Here is an 18,647-nt window from a genome sequence, read left to right as displayed (position 1 = left end):
AGTGGTCTGACTTTCGCGCATCTGAAATGCGGGGAAGTCTGTGACGATCCTCCTGGTCGGTGAGAACATTGACAGGCGGCGCGCCCATGCCCAAGCGTCGGCAGGCGAGCTAATTCAGCTCGTCCGCGGGGTCTATGCCCAGGCCAATGCCGATGTCGACACGGCGGTCTTGGCCCACGCCGTGCGCATCGCACATTATCTCTACCCGGCCGCTTATCTCTCGTCCGCCTCAGCCGCACTCCTGCGGCCGACCTCTTACGGTCGGCTTTTCCTCAGCGGACGTCGCAATCAGCGCAACCGGATTCGTACTCTCGAAATCGTCCAGAACGAGGCGCCGGCACATCCATCGACGGCGCCTGCAATCGTAGGCGACGATCAGGGCGAGATCAGGATCGAGGGGTCGTCGCCGCGCCAGCGGTTCCTGGAAGCTTTCCGCCTCCGAAGCGAGCACGCCAGCGCCATCACCGACGAGCTTCGCGCGGACATGGCTGCGCGGCTGGTCGAGGAGTTTGGATCACCACAAGCGGCGGCGGACGCGCTCTGGGCTTTGGCTCGCGAGAACGGATGGTATCGCGAGGGCGAGGGCGCCGAGCGCTACCTGACGACACGCTCGGCGGTCGGCAAGCCCGCCGCGAACAAGGCGGCGCTTGAGCGGATCGTGGCCTGGCATGGCGAGCCCCTCGGCCGCCTGACGCATGACGGCTTCGAATGGCGCTGGAAGGCCGCGGCAAATGCGGCGCCGTCGCTCGTCCGCCAGACGGCGCCCGGCAAGCTGCCAGCCTGCGACCAAAGGCGGCGCCCTCGAGAAGGCTGTCGGCAAGGACGGAGGATCGGTCAAGATCCAGAAAGTCGACGGTCAATTTCAAGAAGAGTGGACTTATCCGCGTGCTGCCGATCCCAAGAAGTCGCCGGGCTAATTCGTATCCACCTCCCGGCACTTCAACGAAAGCAATCCGCATGCTTCGCACGATCGACGAAGTCATGGCCGATCTTCCACCGGCCCAGCAGGAAGAAATCGAGAGACGATGTTACGCGTTGCATCAAACTCTGCCAGTCCCGCGGCGCGACAAAGCGCTAGGCGACCCGCCTGCGGCCAAAAGCATAGGCCCTCGCTTGCCGCGCCATCGATAACCTATCGAGACTTCCTCGCTCTCGCGAACCTACCACCGCGAGGGCGTGAAGCCGTGATCGTCATCGTCACCAAATAGACGCTCCGCCTCGAAACGATCCTCGATCGCCCGCGGGGATAGGCGAGCCTCGCGCTGCGCCAAGTGCTCTGTGGTTCAAGCCAGAAACGCCAACAATCTGGGGCTCGGTTCGGCCGAAACCTCTTCGGTAAGCATGGTGATGAGACGACGTAGTCGGTCCAGTTCATCAAGTCCGGAGAGAGAAGCGCGCTCAGTCCGTTGGTGCGGCGATCCTCAATATGTTTGACGCGCGCAGCGAGTTCGCGACGACGACGCTCTTCCTCAATCCTCCGCTGCTCTACCTCCCGCCTGAGCCGTTCTTCAGTTTTCGCCGCAGCAAGTACTGCAAGGCCTACAGCTATGTCGCTGGCCATAACTCCAGCCGCTGAACCTTGGTGTCGCGGAAACTGCGGCGTGGTGCGGTGCCCCGGAAGACATACACCTGCTCGAACTCAACGAGAGCTGGCCGGTTGGATGGGTGGTCCCATTCAGGAAAACGAGGTCTGTCGGAGAATACATCGTCCCAAGATGTCGATTTCCACTGATAAGAGAAGTGACCCAGTCGGAGGGCATTTTTCCATCGAGAACTATCAATGGAAATCCCGGGTCACTTCTCGACGGAAATCAACAGTCCGTAACAGCGACGAAGAGGCGGACCATGATCAATCCTGCTGGTCCATTGTGGCAATAGGCAGAGATGCCCCCCCGGCTCCGATTAGTTGGTCGCACATCGATCTTTGGCATCACGCTTCCTCCAACCTTCGCAGACGAGCCTTGATCCCATTGCAGATGCTGTCAGCGACTTCGGCAGGAAATGCTTTCGGGAGCGACGCGGTGACCTGTTCGACTGCTACTGGCGCCTGCGTACGCAGCTCATCGAAGATCGTGGTCACGAGTCCCGCGCCAATCCCTGCCTTAGCGGCGGTCTGAACAAAATGGCGAGGCATGACGCCGTCGACGACGTAGTGGCGGCTGTCGCCGACCGCCATGGCCAGCTTCATCTTGTTACGGTTGATCTGGCCTGCGTCGAGGCTGGGCTGCGCTGAGATCACATCGTAGAGCGGGGTCATGCGGAAGCGACCGCCCGGAGAGAGAAAAACGCTGAAATTCTTGGCGTGACCATCCGTGGCACCGAGCAGCCAGAAGGCAATTGCGGCCTTCAGAAACGTCGTTTGATCTGCCTCCGGCTGATCGCTTCCCTTCAGCAGATTGAGAATAGCCGGAATGCCGGGCCCGCCATCGGATTCGTATTTCAAGGACGGCGGCACGGACCAGGCCTGGCAGCAATCCTCCTGGGGCAAACGCAGGAGACGATTGTCACCGGTCCAGCGGCGGTCGAACCGCTCGACCACGAGCACGCGGTTGCCTTCAAACTCCTCGATGGCGATGGCGGCGCTCGGAAGTCCAAGAGCGGCTGTCAGCTTGAGGCAGAAGAACTCATTCTCGACGCTGTAGGAAAGATCGATGCCGTTTGGCAGTCGGCCAATCTGCGGTTTGAGGATGTGCGTCGTGGCCGTAGTCGCCAGCGGCTTGTACCAACGCCCTTTCCAGAACAGGAGTGCGGTCTTTTCCTGGGCGCCGGCGATCGAGATCCGAAAGTCCTCGTCCTCACCAAGCCCAAGGGGGGCCGATGCAAGGTCGCCGAGAAGCCGGGCGATTTCCTTGTCGTCAACGGGTTTGCCGTCGACAGCGCCGGCGGCGCCAGGTTCGATGCCGTCCGGCAAGAATTGCAATGCGCCGACGCAGTCCCGTCCGACAGCAGCGAGTAGGTCGTAAGCGTCTATGCCCTGAGCGTGGACTCGCTCCGCCATGCGGCGGCGGATGGGCGTGCTGTCGGGCAGGAGGTTGTCGAAGACGGCGACGACAGGGGCACCGATATAGCGGTCCTCACGCAGAGGCAGAGATAGCGACACGGGCAGCGCATGCTCCCAGGCAAGCCAGGACGGATCGTACTGAAAGTCGATTGCGCCGCTGGATTGCCTGTTGAGGCGCCCGACAAGACGGCCGTTCAAGAAGACGTTGAGCGGGATATGCCGCCGCGGGCGGGCCATCAAAAGATGTCCTCGATCTCAGCCGGCTTTGCCTTTGTCCTAGGACGGATAACGAACTCCAGGTCGAGCGCTGCGAGAATGTCGCAAAGCGTTCCGAGCTGAGTCCCGGGCGCGCCATTCTCGACGGCCGAGATCGTTGCCTGCCGTAGCTTTGTCTTGTCCTTGATGCTGGTCTGGTTCAGACCAAGCTTGCGGCGTTGTCGGCGGATGGCATCTCCGATTTGCTTAGGCGTTCGGGCGATCTGATCCACGGATTACCTCTCTGGCATGCTATATACGCCCTAGAGGATAAATGTCAATATACGCCTTAGAGGATAAAAATATGCATACCTTCTAGCGTATAAAACTTATAAATACGCTTTAGCGTATAGCAGCCCTCCCAAGAGCTCTCGCTCCTCATATCCCCTGATCTCGCGATAACGACGAACGGTGTCCTGCAAGTGCGCGCGTTTACCGATTCGGTTCGAGGAGAGCACCCACAAACATGGCGCTATCTCGAGCTGACAGCTCGACCACGGCAAGGCTGTCCTCCTGGAGTTCCAGGCAAGCCCTGTCAGGAATTTCATCGTTTCCGTTCATCACGTCATCACCGCTTTCGCACTCCGACACCTATACATTGACCGTCCCATCCATCCATCCGCTCCATCGAACACCGAAGCAAGACCGAAGGCGTCGCGCCTTCGCAATACTCAATGAGTACAGTGGAGTCGGACCGACCGAGAGGATTGGATTGACTACCATTTCCCGTGAGGCACTTTACGATCTTGTTTGGACAGAGCCGGTGCGCACGATTGCTCAGCGCATGGGTGTCTCCGATGTGTGGCTGAAAAAGTGCTGTGCCAAGGCTGACATTCCCGTACCGGACCGAGGCTATTGGGCAAAGCTCCGCGCCGACAAGAAGGTCATCCGCCAGAAACTGCCGCCACGGTCACCAGGAATGGCGACAGTCGTGACGATCGGAACCGGCCCGCGCTCGTATCCGTGGCCTCCCAATCCTGAGGCTGACTTGCCGCACCGCGGCCGACTGAACCCACGTTCGCCGAATCTATCGAAGCTGTTGCTGCCAGAGTCGACCAGTCACTCGGGAAGATCCGTTTCATGCGTGACCTTGGATCGGCCCATAGTTTGATCCGCCATCTGCTCGACGAAGATGCGTTGCATCGTCTGAAACCCAGCGATGCTCCGTACAAACTCCGTTACAGCGAACCCTTCTTCGATAACCCTTTCGAACGGAGACGGCTGCGGATTTTGAACAACCTGTTCCTTGTTCTGATCAAGGCCGGCCACCAGCCTTGGCTTGGCGAACAGGCCCGCAATATCGGTGTGACAGTCGGCAGCCAGAAGATCTCGTTCACGCTTGACCACCCCAGGGCCAGGACGCAGGCCAACGAACGAATGCAGACACCGCATGAAGCTTACGAAATCCTGCGGCTGGAAATCTCAGCCACCGGGGATTCCTGGACAGATGATCACAGCGGCCGCATCGAGGATCGGCTTAGAGAAATCGTCCTGAAGCTAACAGTAGCCGGTGAAGTCCAGTACCGGCCAACGCCCACACCGCCTATGAACACGCATGCCGACGCCGTGCCGAGATGGAGCACAGGCTGGCCGAACAATGCGCTGAGGTAGCCCGACTTGCGCGCGAGAAGGCCCTCAAGGCGGAAGCGGAGGAACGCAAAACATTGCTTCGAATGGCAGCCGACCACCGTGCCGCCCAGGATATTCGCACATTTGTCAAAGCCGCGATGGCGGCCTTCGGTAAGAACAAGGCGATGGAAAGAGCCGCCACAGACTGGGCGGCTTGGGCCTTGGGAGTCGCAGACCAAATCGATGATCGGCAAAGTGACCCTCCATCTAGTTGAGGAGCTCAATCGCTGCGATCGATCGAACCTGGTTGTGCGTCGACGATCAGGGATCTTTCAGACAAACGAGCCAGCCCTCGCAAAGCAAGAAGCACCTAGCTTTTGAGCATTTCGAGCGAATGATGTAGAGCTATCGATGACTGAACGTGCTCTGAGAACTCTCAGCGTAACGCCGATCCATCTCAGCGTCGCCACCCACATCCCGGGCAAGCATTCCCCTCGAAATTCCCCGAATGTCCTCCGGCCGCCTCAGCGAGGGTACGCTGCGCAACTGGCGGTCTTATAGAATTGGTCCATCATTCATCAAGGTTGGCAAGGCGATCTTGTATCCAGTTGAGGAGTTGAACCGTCGGGACCGGTCAAACCTCGTTTCATGCAAACGAACGAGATCTTATCCGCTTGAAGCCACCGAGATCGGGATCGCAAAAATTTAGTCGCTTCCCGACCTTCACGGTCGCTTCCTTTAGCGAAGCAGCGAAGTGACATGTCCCTCCTCTGAGCAGGATGGTAACCAACATAGATGGATTCGGATCCGTGCTACAACGTGATCGTAGCATCTCGAGCGGGCCGCTGCATGACATCTCGGGTTTATCACGATCCGTAACGAGGAACGGACCCCAATCACATACCCCTCTCGAACTTAGGAAATCACTAGAAGCTTGCTTCTAAAAGAGATTCTTCCTTTAGGTATGTTGATGCACAACCATCCGGTCTCAGATGCTCCGCCCGCTAAGGCGGCTTCGCTTTCACGTCACTTTGCGAGAACGTATTGTTTCCGTGGCGCTCGCCCAGCGTCTCACTTCGCCAGACTTCGGATCGCGTTCGAGCAAGCCGCCAGCGCATCGTTATCACTTGCGGTAACGCATGCGCACATCTGCTGGCTTGTTGCGCACCAGCGTGCGGTTCGGGCCGAACCCGCCCACCGACAATATGGTGCTGCTTCCAGTTCCGACTTCTCGCGCAATGAACCATACGAGTTCACCGATCTGCGCTCACTGGCCATACTGATTTCGTGCTCTGGCCATCTACATTCGCGCGCAGCGGGCGACATACCGTTCGTGCGACGCTGCTGCGGAGCGAGGGTCATTGCTCGTGAGCCGGATCTTTCCTCGCGGTGGCTACGAGATACCGAATGGCACCAGGAGAGCCGTCTTCGCGAAGCTGGTCTGCAGCCGGCGGACCGAACTAATGCTGACCTCGCCTTTGGATCGCTGAGCTTTGCCAAGTAGCAAATTAGCCCTGCTCTTTCATGACCGAGCGCCGCCGGAAATCCTCGTGCAATAAGCTCAGCGCCGCGCGTTCGTCTTCGTGCTCTCTGCTTCTCCTTGGATGGCGATTTCAACAAGCGCTGCTGCGACCCGTGTCTCATCCGGATGCTTCGATGTCAGGCTTGAAACCATTGTCAGGAAGCTGACGCGACACAGTTTTACGAAACTCCTTCGAATATGGGAATTCAGTTTGGCGCGCGGTTTTGCTTTGTCGGGTCATCATCACCAATCGTCGTGCGGTGATCTTCGGGACGACCTCGCCATGCGTTACCGCCTGTCTGGTCTACTCCGACGATTTGTCGTGTGGCGATACTTAATGAGCGGGCTCGTGACCCGGGAAAGAGAAGGCAATCTTTGATGCGAGCTGGAGTTTTTCTTTTTGGGACCATGACAATTGCGCTCGTCGCAAGCGGCGTAGCCAAGGCGCACCAGTCAGAAGCGACACTGCCAAGGGCGGTGTGGAATTGGTCGGGCGGCTATATTGGCGGGCACGTCGGCGGAGGGTACGGTCGAACCTCCTTTAGCAATCCGTATGGTCCATCAATTTATGGCGGCGTCGTCGATACCCCGGCGTTCCTTGCAGGTGGCCAGATCGGCTACAACTGGCAGAATAACAGCTGGGTGTTCGGCATCGAGCTCGATGTCAGCGGCGCTGTCTCCGAGGGCACAAATACATGCCTTGCCCCTTCGGGCTTCGTCGTGAGCGCAAACTGCAAGGCAGGTCCGAGTCTCTTTGCCACCGGGACCGGTCGCGTCGGTTACGCCTTTGGAGCACTCGGGCATACGCTTGCCTATCTCAAGGCGGGCGTAGCCTGGCAAAACAATCGAGGCGACGTCGTCAACAACCTTGAAGGCGGCGGCTTGCCGCAGGAGAAAACCCATTTCGACTATGGTCGCCTCGGTGGCGTCATCGGGCTCGGCGTCGAGCGAGCCCTGACGCCTGCATGGTCGGTGAACGTTGAGTATGACTATCTGCATTTTTGGCGGACCAGGTGTCGCGACCGCTGCGACAGTCCAGTTCCCGTCTGCAATTCTGCCGCCGAACACAACCAATCTGTCCAGCAACTATCACATCGGAAAGATTGGTCTGAACTACCATTTCGACGCCGACCGGCAGGCGACGCACTGGTCCGATACGTTGCCATACGCGAAGGCACCCGTCAGCGTGCCGCCCGTTCCCTACGTGACCGGCTGGTCATTCGAAGGCGGCTCCCGGCTCTGGCTCAGTCGGGGATGATTCCAATGGGACGCAGTGCCCCATGGCGGATCTCAAGATCCCAGCATGCTCTTATCGAGGCTCACTTATCACGGACTGGACGGACTTTCGGGAGAGTTATTCGGCCGCCTTGAGAGCCCCTGGGGTGTGTTCCTGAAGAGCAATATTGGCCTCGGGCAGTTCAACAAAGGAAACATGAACGATGAAGATTGGGGCGGCTCGTATGTCAACACGGTATCAGGGCAAGCAAATGGAAGGTTCACATATTACACGGCCGACGTCGGTTACGATTTCTTGCGCGGTACCGACTACAAGTTCGGCGGATTTGTAGGCTGGACCTATTACGGCCAGAGCTCGGACTCGAGGGGATGCGTGCAGATGGCAAATCCCCTTACTTCATGTCTTAGCTCGGGTGACAACAGGGTCATCGGCGGCGAGGATACTCAATGGAATGCGCCCCGGATCGGCATGAGCGCCGAAATCATGTTGACCGAGCGTTGGCGCGTGAGCGCTGATGTCGCGTACCTGCCGTGGACCGATTTCAAGGGGCGCGACTATCACCTCTTGCGCGACTTGACCACTTTTGCTGAACAACGCGGCAACGGTGGCGGCGGAGTCCAGATTGAAGGCGTGTTGTCCTACTTCATCACCAACAACATCAGCATCGACGCCGGCGCCAGAATGGGCGCCAGCCCCTTAATATGTCGGGCTCGTGCTTTGACAGCGTCGAGCGAACGAGTGAGGACCCGGTTTATCAGCATGGAGTTATTGTTTGAAGGTGCTGCGGTCTTTGCGGCGCGTCATTGCAAGCCGCAATGCGCTGAGCGCGGGCCGATTATTCTGCGGCGGCGGGCCAGCGCTGGGTACCGACGTTGTGAGGCCAGAGCGTTCAGGGCGATGCGGTGGCATACCAGCGCTAACCGGGCCGGGCTCTCAACTCCTCGACGAGCCGCCGGAGCTGTCCAGCCGGCATCTTTAGATTGCCGGTCAGCTGCGAGGATCGGCACAAGTGCATCACGGAAAAAGATCGCGGCCCGGGGGTGACTCGTAAGCGCCATCTCTCAATTTAGGACGGGCGAATGGGTGACCTCCGTACCGGCCGGTCAGCGCAATCTCGAGCTGATTTCTCTGGCTGACCAACGCGCCGTTCGTAATTGGCGGCCAGCCGCAACAAGCGCACCTTGATGAATGGGTCAGCTTGCTCGGCAAGTTCCCGCACGGTCCGCGCCCTCTCTCTACAAAACTCGTCGTCCATGACATCCTACCAGATATTGCCTCGCCGATAATGCCAGTTGAGAAGCGGGACTGCATATGAACGAGGTTACACTGCAAGATATTTTCCTAAGTGGTTGGGAAGCAAGCGCTCGCCTCATTCAGCAACGAGCGGGACGGCGTCCTTGTCCTTTCCGCCAGACGACTTTGCACGAGCTGGTCCTGTTCGGCGGAACGACCACCGTGAAGCGCTCAGAAGCGGCGAGGACACCGCCCTTCAATGCTCCGCTCCTCTGATGCCTCCAGGCTCGGCCGTGACAGGGGCCAAATCTGTCATGACATTAGCAACGGCTCACGCGCAGGGCTTTCTCCGACCGGAAAAGACAATCGTTCCGGGCCCATCAAGAGGAAATGTAGATTTGATCGATGCTGCGCGAGGACGATGGCATTTTTGCCAAGTTAAGTGCCGCGCCGCCTCGTCCCCGGTGCGGGTCCCATTTAAGGCAACCCTGCTTCATGCTGTCCGTCGACTAGATCGACCTTTCCTGCGGCGTCGCCGCGAGCTCGGATGGCGACTGCGGGGAGCAATAAGTGAATTTGTTGCATCCGTGACCGCTTGCGCAACGACTTCGCTGAATGAGGGATCGATGGTCGATCGAAGCAGCTCTCTTTGATCGGCGACGGCCTTTTCGAGCGCAGACAGGAATTGCCGGCCCTCCTGCGTGATTTCCCAGCCGAGAGCGTCACGAACGACAAACCTCGCCGAAAAGATATTCAGATCCGGCGCATGTTCGGCCAACCGCTTCATGCGATCGGTCCAGTCGCGGCCGCTGTTCATCAGGATCTCCACGGCGCGTCGGACTTCGGCAACAGAGGCCCGCCCGGTGGGCTGACCGGCCAGCACTTTCAGGACGGTCAGCTGGAACGACACTTGCCGTGTCTCCGATGGGCTGTGTGGTGCAGTTCCCCTACAATGGATCAAGGCTTGGGGCGCATCGTCAACAGCATGGCGCCGTTAACCTCTACTATATTGGCTAACCCGGCGCGCCGGCGTCCTGAAATCGCTCGCCGGCTCATGCGCGAGCGGTCCTCGCGCGGGCAAAGATGTCAGCGCCGCAGGCTCGTATCGTCCATAACGGACAAATTCCGCTCGGTGAGCTCCTTCAGAATCGACAGCACAAGCTTTGCGTCGGCGGGTGCAGTAAGTTGCTGTGAGACATGCGCGGCGTACACCTCCTGGCCCGCTGGGCAGGAGTGTACGGTTCGGACCATTCATGGCACCGAGGATATTGTGTCAGGTCCACTCTGCACCAAGGCGAGCAGAATCTGGAACTGCTTGGCACCGGCGAGCAGTGCCTTGATTGAACCTGCCAAGGGGCTTGCGGCAAAGCCTCAGTTGGAAGCGACGATCGTAAAGGACCGCCCGGCGCACCAGACACGAGGCATCGCCGGACAGGGGCAAGATCACAGGTTGCAGAAGGCAGCCCGGAGGCGCACGTCAATCAGCCAACCCGAAGATCCTCAGCTGACGCCTTGCCCGAGCGCCCGGCCTTGAGCTCGTAACTGACCCGAGCCCCCTCTTCGAGGGTGGTGTAACCGGCCTTTTCCACGGCACTGATGTGCACGAAGACATCGGCACTTCCGTCCTCCGGCCGAATAAAGCCATACCCTTTGTTGGAATTGAACCACTTCACAATACCCATTGCCACGGCGGCATCTCCATCAGTGAACGTTCGTGATCTAGCGAAGAGTCTTGCGGCCATCAAGATGGGCGGCAAAAAGACGCTCGTCCGCTCCGGAAGTCACGCCCTCAGCCTTTTGCCCGATGACCAAAGTGCCGACACGCACACACACCTCTTTTGTACGGCGGCCGACTGCAAGACCCTGACGTCGCAGAACCTCGCTTCAGGGAAGCGGGAACCGGATGGGCGTTCAGCCCGCGGCTTAATCATCGCGCGCCACCTTGTTACATGATAGTTGCAGAGCCGACGAAGTAGGATGCGCTTCCGGAGCCGAGCTGGAGCGAATGCTGCGATCTCCCTTGCAGAACCAGGCGACGGAAAATTCCTTTACGCAGCCCGGCGCAGGATCAGCAATCCGTGTCGCCTCTGTACGAAACGTACACTCGCTCTTGCCATTACAGGCTTCTGCAAGCGCATCCGTGGTGTTGCCGCGCGCTGACATCCAGCGGCAATTGCCGCCATACGTGCCGGAGACAACAGAAATACCAGATTGCGTGATGGCATTCCCGGTCGCATCCCGCAGTGCATACGCGGCGGCCCCACCGACAAGTGCGGCAAAGCCGACGGTTCCCAATCGCACCAGGAGCCTGCGCGGTTCCGCCGAGGCTGCCTGATAGGCACCGCGAATTCGCCTGCGGGCCGGTACCTCAAAGCCGAAATGCAACAGGATCGCGGCGCAAGTCGCCAGGGCGAAAGCAAGAGCGAGCGCACCGAGATGGCCAAGCAGTTGGCTAGCCGTTTCCCAACGCACCACCGGAAAACGCCGGAAGATGATGATGTGTATCAGATAAAGGGCAAAGCTGGCCTCCCCCAGAAAGACAAGCCACCTTGCTGACAACAGAAGTCCTGCAGTGCTGCTGGGCTGAGCCGCCGCGACAAGGATGAGCGCAACCGGGGCCGCCAGGGCGATATTGTTGCGTGCAATATCGAACAGGCTCATGGAAGCGCCAAATGGCGGCTTGTGGGCGGTAAACCAGAACACCCAACCAATCGCACAGACGCCAACAACTGCCGCGATGTCGAGCAGAGCGCGAGACGGCCTGAAATCCTGCGCCAACCACACTTCATGAAGCCTTGCCAAGCAACAGCCAACAATGAACTCCCACACCCTGCAAAACGGCGAAAAGTAGACGATCCAGAGGATGAGCGTGTTCTTCCAGTTCGGCAGAGCCGCCTCGGTTCCATAGGCGTGAAGCGCAAACAGATTGATGCGGCCCTGCAGCATGAGCACGGTAAGGTCAATGCCAAGCTCGATTGCGACGGCTCCAATGGCGAAAACAAACGCGGCGGGCACAGTTCTGATCCGCGCAAGGAGAGGGCAAACGAGCGGAAAAACGAGATAGAAGAACCATTCGGTGCTCACTGACCAGGAGACGATGCCGACCTCTTCGTACTGCCAAACGGGGGCGACACCGGCAACATTTGCGAAAAACCAGCTTTGAACCATCCCAAGTTGAAACGGGACAAGGTGCGTTGAGAATCCTTCGGCCGGCGGCTTGGTTCCAAGAAGCCACGGCCAGACCATCGGTCCGGTCAGTAATTCGATCAGAAACAGAACAACGAACAGAGGATAGATTCGCGCTAAGCGCGCCACGAGAAAGTCCGGGATCGCTTTCCGTGGGCTGCCCACAATCGAGCTGCCATAGTTATATTGAATGACAAAACCACTCAGGGTGAAGAAGATGGACATCCCGAGCAGGCCGAGTGTCCCGACGCTGATATCAAGTCCGAGACTGGGTCCCTGCAGGAACAGGCTGCCGCCGTGAGACAATGCCACCGCTGCTGCCGCGACAAACCGGATACCGGTCAGCGCGGGTATCTGCTTAACCATCGATGTCGCTCGTCATTTGCGAGGTGGGTACAAATCCTGGCGATCGATGGCACCAAAGGCACGCAGCTGGACAGAACGCTAAAGGCAAGAACGACTGATCGCATCGCGCGAGCGAGCCATGCGATCAGCCAAACTCCTTCGGAAGGTCAAATCGGTTATCAGAGCGCCCGTGCAGCTTAGTGAGAATCCGGCTAGCGCTGAAACTCTGCATTCTGGTAGGGCTGCTCGGATCAAGGCCGCTATTCCGACCGGCTCCGGCCCAAGCTACGGCCCTAACCAATGACTGCCATGTCTGAACGCGCCATTGTCTCACCGGACTGCTTCCTGAATGGGCGTGGCAAGCCAATTTGCTCCCTCTGCCAAGAAGGCGGGCGCAAGGTACCCGATGAAACTCCAGCTCAAGGCAACGCGCTGTCATTCGTGACTGGCAGCCTCACAACGGGTCGATGCGCCAGGTCACGTCCTTTGGGAGAGAGCGCGAAGGCTATCATCAACAGCCGCTAGGAGGTCCTGTGCAGGAGCGCACAAGGTGCCCATCCTCGTTATTCCTTGCGGCGAGGGTCATCTTACGTCCCGCAACCAGTTGGCCAAAGGCTGCTGAGTGAGATCGCGATACCTGGACGCATCTCGAAAACAAGGGCGCAACTTTGCGTCGGCAAGCCCAGCCGGTCCGAGCCGGGCGTTCAATCTTTTTGACAGCGACTGACAAGGAATCTCGCTGCGGATTGGTGCACCAATTCACTATTCTTTCCCTGCACGACTGGCCGCGCTTTCGCTTGGGTCTGGCGTGCCAGAGAAGGAAAGGAACACGTGATGAGAAAGAAGATCGCCGAGATCAAGACCACCATCCGTACCACCACTCCGTACACGGGGACGCTCTAGGCTGGTGCGATGATGCCTTGAATGCGTCTACCTGATCAGAGCATAGCGGCATTGGAGGGTGGTCCTTTCGACCACCCTCCTTTGTGACAGTTCGGGAGAGTACAATGGCCGATTTGATCCAGCAGCGCGTGCTTCCAGCCATATCATCATCTGTCGAGCTCAGTCGGATTACGATTTTGAAGGTAGAACCGGGTATGGCTCCGGTGCCGACGATCAAATCGGCACTCGCGAGCTCCAATTCTAACTTCTCTATCACTGACGGCGACTGGCGGACCGGCGGCTATCTTGCCGGACTGCAAGCGCTCATCGACGCCGAACTGAGGTGGGCCAAAGAGAATAAGCCAAAACTGGTTGAGGCGGCACAACAATCCTTGAAGCGGCTATTCCCTCTTCTCAACAGCGACGCCTTTACCGTGCCGAAGGATCTCACCAATACTTCGAGCAAGGAGGAGCGTACCCGGTTTTATCATCATGAATATCAAAACAAGCTCCTGGTCGGACTAGCCGAATTCCTGATCAAGTGCGCCCAACAGCTCCACGAACGTCACATCATCGTCATCGACCGGGCGGCGGCCCTGTCCGGCTCGGCCAAGAATCTGATCAAACTACTCGTCAGGCTGGACGACAATGCGCGGCTGTTTCGGTTTGTCCTGATCGATTACGAACAACGCCTCTATTTTCCGGAGGCCAGCGAAGTTCATTTCGGCAGATATAGCTCGCAAGAGTTGGGCACGATCCTTGATCGAGACCTACCTGCCGAGAAACGACGGAAGATCTACGAGGCAAGCGGCGGCAATCCGTTGATTGCGGAAGCCTTGAGCAAATGCGCGGCAGCAGGATTACCAGTCGTCGGCTATCTCGATCCGACCGCGACCGTGGATCTCTATCTGGCGAGCCTCAACACCGGGGAACGGCATAGCCTTCTCAAATCTTACATTGAATCCGATTGCACCACGCCCGATCTGATCGCGCAGCGAAACTATGCAATCTTCGAGCAGGCGACTGCAGATCATCTGCACGAGCAGCTGCACCGCGCTTGCCTGGACCGCTATTTGGCCGGCGAGGCGCCGCTCGTGATGCTTCATGCGCTGTCAATACGGGACAAATTCAAGCGTACGGAACTACTTGCAGAGCCGAGCCAGATCGTTCAAAGCATCGGCCTGTATGATCTGTGGTTTAGCTACTTCGGGGAAATTGTCGCCGATCCTGCGCTTCGCACCCACGGCTCGGGCGATGCTCCGGTGAACGCCGCCTTCATCAACGCGGCTTTTGTGCTGTATTCGCTTGGCTGCGGGCGCGTGTCGGTTCCGTATCTGGATGAATTCTACAAGACCTTCCCGAAGAGCCGATACACGCCAACGGTTCTCTACGCCCAATCAATGACGTATGGACGCTATCAGCAGCCGGTCAATCTCACGGTGGCCGAGGAGTACGCCGTACGAAACCTGGAAGTTATCGAGCGTGACTTCAAGAACCACGACAAGTACGATTACATCAAGGTGTTTGCGGAGAACGCCTATGCCTACATCAAGGCCAAGCAGGAAAAGTATCAAGAAGCTCTCGCCCTTTGCGCGGAAGGCCTCGGCAAGATGCTCAAAGTGTATGGCGACGAGCGCTTCAGGCTGCATCAGTCGATTCTGATCTACAACACCAGCCAGGTCTATGAACTCATCAACAACCTTCCTCGGGCTGAGAAGCAGTTGCGTGAGGCCATTGCCTACGATCCCTATTATGGAGAGTATCACAATGACCTGGGTAACCTGCTTTCGAAAGTAGCCGGAAGAGACGCTGAGGCTCTCGAGGCATATGCACGTGCCATTGAGCTTTGCCCGCCCTATTACGAGGCTCATCTGAACAGGGCCACCCTTCGCAACAGAATGGGAGATGCCGCGGGCGCCCTGGCCGATCTCGACAGGACACTTGTCATCAAGCCGAATGAATGGCGAGCTCACTTCGAGAAGGGCAACATCTTGCTGCGGCAAGATAGGCCGAACGCTGCTCTGGAGTCCTATCTGGCGGCAGCCGAGATCAATCCCAGAAATCCCGATTTGCAGAGCAACCTCGGCCTTGCCTATTCCGAGCTTGGCAAGGCGAAGGAGAGCATCGAGCACTATCTTCGGGCCCTTGGACTCAATCCTCGGTATGCGCCCACGCACAACAATCTCGCCATCGAGTACTTCAACGAGGGCCGGCCGGATCTATCGCTGAACCATGCCACGGTCGCCGTCGAGATTGGGGGAGATCCGGACTACCTCCTCACTCGTGAGCACATCCGGACAAATCTGCAAGCTGACCTGGCTTCGCGGCGGGACCAAGCTTCCGCGTCTTCCGCCCAGTCATGAGCTTGCCGCTCGTGTGCATTCCTTGCCGTCAAAGCCGAGCGGCGCGCGACAGGATCGCTAAGGAAATGGGTGCTGCACCTCAAAGATTCGCGGGGGTCTAGCGAATGTTGCGGCAAGCGCTGAAGGTCAGGCTCACCGGCAAGGGGAACGCGTCGGCCGGCATCTTCTGGCAATGACCGAACTCCGCGGGGAGGTTGATAGGTGGGTGAGATGTCTTTTGCCAAGCCGCCCTATTGCGAGAGGGTTCGTCGTCCCCTTGTGGTCTCATCGCACCGATGTCGCCGAACTAGACCAATGCCATTCATCTTCGGCTTTGGGTCAAGGGATATCCACTCGACGATGCTCGATGAGCTGGGTCAACGATGAGTGGGGCGAGCACACGGCAGTTCGTCTATCTCTCGCATTTGATCATCCAGATTGGCGGCTGGGCGTTCCGAATTGGCATTCTGATCGGCCTTCTGCAATCCGGCATGAGCGCCGCGGGTATAGGCATTGCGGTCACTTTTGCGCCTATCATGCTCGGGAGCCTCTTCCTGTCGCCGCTGGTCGACAGAGGCGATCCGATCTCAGCCATGATGATCGTCAATGCGGTTCGCGTATGCGCGCTGCTCGCCATCTTCGGTAGCGACGAAGCCGATTCATTTTTGAGCTATGCCGCGATGGCCGTCCTGAGCCTGGTTCAGCCCGTCTACTTATCTGCAGAAGTTTCCTTCTTCCGTCGTATTACGTCGGAAGACGGCATGATCTCGGTGCTGCGCAACATCGCCAATATCGACTGGCTCACCTATCTCTTGGGAATGTCTGCAGGTGCCATGCTCTCCGATCAATTGCACTTGCCTGGCATTTTGGCGTTCAACATATCGGCGATCATTCTCTCCTTTATCGTGCTTCTTGGCATCAAGCAGCAGTTCAGAAGGACACCGGCAGTCCTTGAGGCGCGGCCTTCGGGTACCATCCTTGACTTGGCACCACTCTATCCCGCATTCCTTGCTGTCTTTCTGCTCAATCTCGGCGCCGGCATCATCAATGTCTATCCCGCGATACGTGCCACAGCTGACGGGGTTCTCGATAAAACCGTGCTACTGACGATCGTCATGAGCAATGGCGTTTTTGCCTTGCTGGGCGCGCTCGCCGTCAAGCCGATCTTCGAGCTGTTGGGGGCCTTGCCAACCATCGCCGGGGCCGCAGTGCTGCTTGCGGTGTCCCTTGCAATGATGTCACTCGATGCGGGTCTGCCTATGACAATCGTGTCCAGCAGCGCGATGCTTGGGTTTGGCCAAATATTTGCGGCCGCCGCTCACGCGCACATGGTGTCTTCAGTGGCTCCCGACCGAGCCGGTCGTCTTTCAGGGCTATTTCAATGTTGCACCTATAGCGGCGTTGCGGGAAATGGCATTGCTTTGTCGCTTTTGGGTGATCGTCTTTCCTTCGCCATGGTCGTCCTCCTATGCGCGGGGAGCGCATTTCTAGCATTTGCGGTTGCGACCTTCGCCGTCGTCACTTCAAGGGGCTCTCAAACTTCATGGCCTGGCGATCGCTAGATCAGGGGTCTACATCATGCCATGGGATCAGCTGTTCCTTTTAGAGCGCCCGTTTTCAGATCCGACCCTGCCAGGACAGCAATTCTATTGCTGGCACTGCTTGCTGCTGGACGGGTTGCTGTCCGCATTTCCAGGCTGCGCTACGAGGCTCGACGTTCGTCGGATTTCCTGGGCGAGGCCACGAGCCGCGCTCATCGAGAGGCTTGGGCAGGATCATCAGTCCGCGCCAGTTCTGATTTTAGAGCAGGGAAGTTCTTTACCAGAGAATGCGAGTTACGTGAACGGCCGCGCCTATGTCGACGAACCATTTGCAATCCTTCATCTTCTGGCCGCGCGCCACGGATTTCCGGCGCCTTACCCTCGAACAGTCCGCACCTTGTAGGCCTATGATGGCCGTCAACGACTTGATGCCAGTAACGGCCTATCCGGACGCTTCGAGTGAGCGGCTTGCTCGATCTGCCGAGTTGGGACTTCGAAGGGCGATGGCTGATCGTCCCGGCCCATTATTTCTGACAGCGCCCAGCGCTCAAACCGTTTGACAGCCGCGTTATTTCGCGCGTGCCCATTGACGAACATGTAGATTGAGCGATTAACCGGCACGAAGCCAAATGGAGCGACAAGCTCTCCTTTCTCAAGGTTGCTTCTGACCAGGATTTGCGAGGATATTGCCGCTCCCAGCCCGCTTTTTGCCGCCTCCATAGTCAAGGAAAATGTATCGAACACGACCTTGCGGGGTGTCTGCAAGCATATTGCAGCTGCGCTGGCCCATTCGCTCCAGGCGTCCAGCCTGTCGGCCTCGTGCAACAGAGAGATAGAAAGAATATCTTCCGGACTTTTGATCGCCTCGAGCGTCGCTGGCGCACAGACTGGGCCAATCATCTCATTTGAAGCGTGCACCTCGCGGACGGGAAGCGGCCGCTTCAGCGGGCCGACGACAAACAATACGTCCAACGCACCAACAGCGAGCGCGTCAAGATCGGCTTCGGTTTCAAAGACAAGGTCAATGTCCGGATAGAGTTTACGGAATCGACCGATACGGGGCAACAGGCCGTGCGACAAAAATGTGGTTGAGCAACCGACCACGACGGAACGTCCTGCATGACGCCTTCGTAGCTCGTAGCATCCCTTCTCGAGCATGGTGAACGCGCTCGCGCAGCTGCGCTTGAGCTGTTCGCCGTCGGATGTCAGCCGCACTCCGGAACTATGGCGCACGAATAGTCTCCTGCCGAACCAATCCTCAAGCAGGCGCATCTGGTAGCTTACCGCGCCGGTGGTCATGTTTAGCCGCTCGGCTGCCCTTGAGAAGCTTGGAAATTCGCTGACTGCCTCAAACAGATGGAGGCTTTTCAAGATCGGTAGCTTGCGCATCTTTCTTTCCTGCCTCTCGCTGGGATAGCTGTTGTGGAGCCCTGAAGTGTCCGCCGATTTTCTGCAGCATCGGCAACCGCCATCGCTGACTGCCGGGACCGCGCACGACTGAGACTTCTTTCGGGTCGGCCTATCACGGCGAACT

General features: G+C 58.2%; 14 protein-coding genes. 8 read left to right on the top strand and 6 right to left on the bottom strand.

Annotation, left to right across the window (positions count from 1 at the left end; all coding sequences use genetic code 11):
- Positions 1-40: 40 nt before the first annotated feature.
- Both ACVMDN_RS04605 and ACVMDN_RS04600 read left to right on the top strand, forming a co-directional pair.
- Entirely contained in the window at positions 41-1,078 is a 1,038-nt protein-coding gene (locus tag ACVMDN_RS04605; RefSeq protein WP_456835528.1) for a hypothetical protein, read from the top strand.
- Positions 1,079-1,426: 348 nt separating this feature from the next.
- Positions 1,427-1,576, top strand: a complete 150-nt coding sequence (locus ACVMDN_RS04600) for a hypothetical protein (RefSeq protein WP_176731264.1) — start codon at positions 1,427-1,429, stop codon at positions 1,574-1,576.
- Between the two features lie 354 nt (positions 1,577-1,930).
- Here the strand turns inward: ACVMDN_RS04600 and ACVMDN_RS04595 are convergent, their stop codons facing one another.
- Positions 1,931-3,238: a type II toxin-antitoxin system HipA family toxin gene (locus ACVMDN_RS04595; protein ID WP_069275779.1), complete on the bottom strand. Its 1,308-nt coding sequence runs from the start codon at positions 3,236-3,238 to the stop codon at positions 1,931-1,933.
- Entirely contained in the window at positions 3,238-3,489 is a 252-nt protein-coding gene (locus ACVMDN_RS04590; RefSeq protein WP_069275780.1) for a helix-turn-helix domain-containing protein, read from the bottom strand. Before ACVMDN_RS04590 ends, ACVMDN_RS04595 begins: the two co-directional genes overlap by 1 nt.
- An 847-nt stretch (positions 3,490-4,336) precedes the next feature.
- On the opposite strand from ACVMDN_RS04590, the gene ACVMDN_RS04585 reads away from it, so the two are divergent.
- From ACVMDN_RS04585 to ACVMDN_RS04575, 3 genes are all read left to right on the top strand, one after another.
- Positions 4,337-4,867: a hypothetical protein gene (locus tag ACVMDN_RS04585; RefSeq protein WP_141713234.1), complete on the top strand. Its 531-nt coding sequence runs from the start codon at positions 4,337-4,339 to the stop codon at positions 4,865-4,867.
- A gap of 1,858 nt (positions 4,868-6,725) precedes the next feature.
- A complete protein-coding gene (locus ACVMDN_RS04580) occupies positions 6,726-7,718 on the top strand; it encodes an outer membrane protein (protein ID WP_456843687.1) in 993 nt (330 codons plus the stop codon).
- Positions 7,651-8,628: an omptin family outer membrane protease gene (locus tag ACVMDN_RS04575; protein WP_456835529.1), complete on the top strand. Its 978-nt coding sequence runs from the start codon at positions 7,651-7,653 to the stop codon at positions 8,626-8,628. Before ACVMDN_RS04580 ends, ACVMDN_RS04575 begins: the two co-directional genes overlap by 68 nt.
- A gap of 682 nt (positions 8,629-9,310) precedes the next feature.
- On the opposite strand, the gene ACVMDN_RS04570 is transcribed toward ACVMDN_RS04575, so the two are convergent.
- From ACVMDN_RS04570 to ACVMDN_RS04560, 3 genes are all read right to left on the bottom strand, one after another.
- Complete coding sequence (locus ACVMDN_RS04570; RefSeq protein ID WP_141713236.1) at positions 9,311-9,727, bottom strand: hypothetical protein; 417 nt, start codon at positions 9,725-9,727, stop codon at positions 9,311-9,313.
- A 571-nt stretch (positions 9,728-10,298) separates the two neighbouring features.
- A complete protein-coding gene (locus tag ACVMDN_RS04565) occupies positions 10,299-10,505 on the bottom strand; it encodes a cold-shock protein (RefSeq protein WP_057016816.1) in 207 nt (68 codons plus the stop codon).
- 235 nt (positions 10,506-10,740) lie between these two features.
- A complete protein-coding gene (locus ACVMDN_RS04560; protein WP_456835530.1) occupies positions 10,741-12,369 on the bottom strand; it encodes an acyltransferase family protein in 1,629 nt (542 codons plus the stop codon).
- A gap of 986 nt (positions 12,370-13,355) precedes the next feature.
- On the opposite strand from ACVMDN_RS04560, the gene ACVMDN_RS04555 reads away from it, so the two are divergent.
- The 3 genes from ACVMDN_RS04555 to ACVMDN_RS04545 all read left to right on the top strand — a co-directional run bounded on the left by ACVMDN_RS04555 (position 13,356) and on the right by ACVMDN_RS04545 (position 17,516).
- Positions 13,356-15,593 carry a tetratricopeptide repeat protein gene (locus ACVMDN_RS04555; RefSeq protein ID WP_456835531.1) on the top strand — a complete coding sequence of 746 codons (2,238 nt, stop codon included), beginning with the start codon at positions 13,356-13,358 and terminating at the stop codon, positions 15,591-15,593.
- 362 nt (positions 15,594-15,955) lie between these two features.
- The gene (locus ACVMDN_RS04550; protein WP_456835532.1) at positions 15,956-17,134 is read left to right on the top strand and encodes an MFS transporter; all 1,179 of its coding nucleotides are present in this window, start codon (positions 15,956-15,958) and stop codon (positions 17,132-17,134) included.
- A gap of 16 nt (positions 17,135-17,150) precedes the next feature.
- Positions 17,151-17,516, top strand: coding sequence for a DUF3088 domain-containing protein (locus ACVMDN_RS04545; RefSeq protein WP_456835533.1), 366 nt, complete (start codon positions 17,151-17,153; stop codon positions 17,514-17,516).
- Positions 17,517-17,530: 14 nt separating this feature from the next.
- Here ACVMDN_RS04545 and ACVMDN_RS04540 read toward each other — a convergent pair whose 3' ends face one another.
- Positions 17,531-18,502 carry a LysR substrate-binding domain-containing protein gene (locus ACVMDN_RS04540; RefSeq protein ID WP_456835534.1) on the bottom strand — a complete coding sequence of 324 codons (972 nt, stop codon included), beginning with the start codon at positions 18,500-18,502 and terminating at the stop codon, positions 17,531-17,533.
- Between the last annotated feature and the right edge of the window lie 145 nt (positions 18,503-18,647).

The sequence above is a fragment of the Bradyrhizobium sp. USDA 4510 genome, assembly GCF_054059095.1.
Note: the sequence above shows the minus strand (reverse complement) of the source record. Positions and strands in the feature narration are given on the sequence as shown.

Excerpts from the sequence above, each read along its gene's own strand:
- ACVMDN_RS04600 (WP_176731264.1), top strand. The coding sequence starts at position 1,427 with ATGTTTGACGCGCGCAGCGAGTTCGCGACGACGACGCTCTTCCTCAAT.
- ACVMDN_RS04595 (WP_069275779.1), bottom strand. The coding sequence starts at position 3,238 with ATGGCCCGCCCGCGGCGGCATATCCCGCTCAACGTCTTCTTGAACGGC.
- ACVMDN_RS04585 (WP_141713234.1), top strand. The coding sequence starts at position 4,337 with ATGCGTGACCTTGGATCGGCCCATAGTTTGATCCGCCATCTGCTCGAC.
- ACVMDN_RS04580 (WP_456843687.1), top strand. The coding sequence starts at position 6,726 with ATGCGAGCTGGAGTTTTTCTTTTTGGGACCATGACAATTGCGCTCGTC.
- ACVMDN_RS04575 (WP_456835529.1), top strand. The coding sequence starts at position 7,651 with ATGCTCTTATCGAGGCTCACTTATCACGGACTGGACGGACTTTCGGGA.
- ACVMDN_RS04560 (WP_456835530.1), bottom strand. The coding sequence starts at position 12,369 with ATGGTTAAGCAGATACCCGCGCTGACCGGTATCCGGTTTGTCGCGGCA.
- ACVMDN_RS04555 (WP_456835531.1), top strand. The coding sequence starts at position 13,356 with ATGGCCGATTTGATCCAGCAGCGCGTGCTTCCAGCCATATCATCATCT.
- ACVMDN_RS04550 (WP_456835532.1), top strand. The coding sequence starts at position 15,956 with ATGAGTGGGGCGAGCACACGGCAGTTCGTCTATCTCTCGCATTTGATC.
- ACVMDN_RS04545 (WP_456835533.1), top strand. The coding sequence starts at position 17,151 with ATGCCATGGGATCAGCTGTTCCTTTTAGAGCGCCCGTTTTCAGATCCG.
- ACVMDN_RS04540 (WP_456835534.1), bottom strand. The coding sequence starts at position 18,502 with ATGCGCAAGCTACCGATCTTGAAAAGCCTCCATCTGTTTGAGGCAGTC.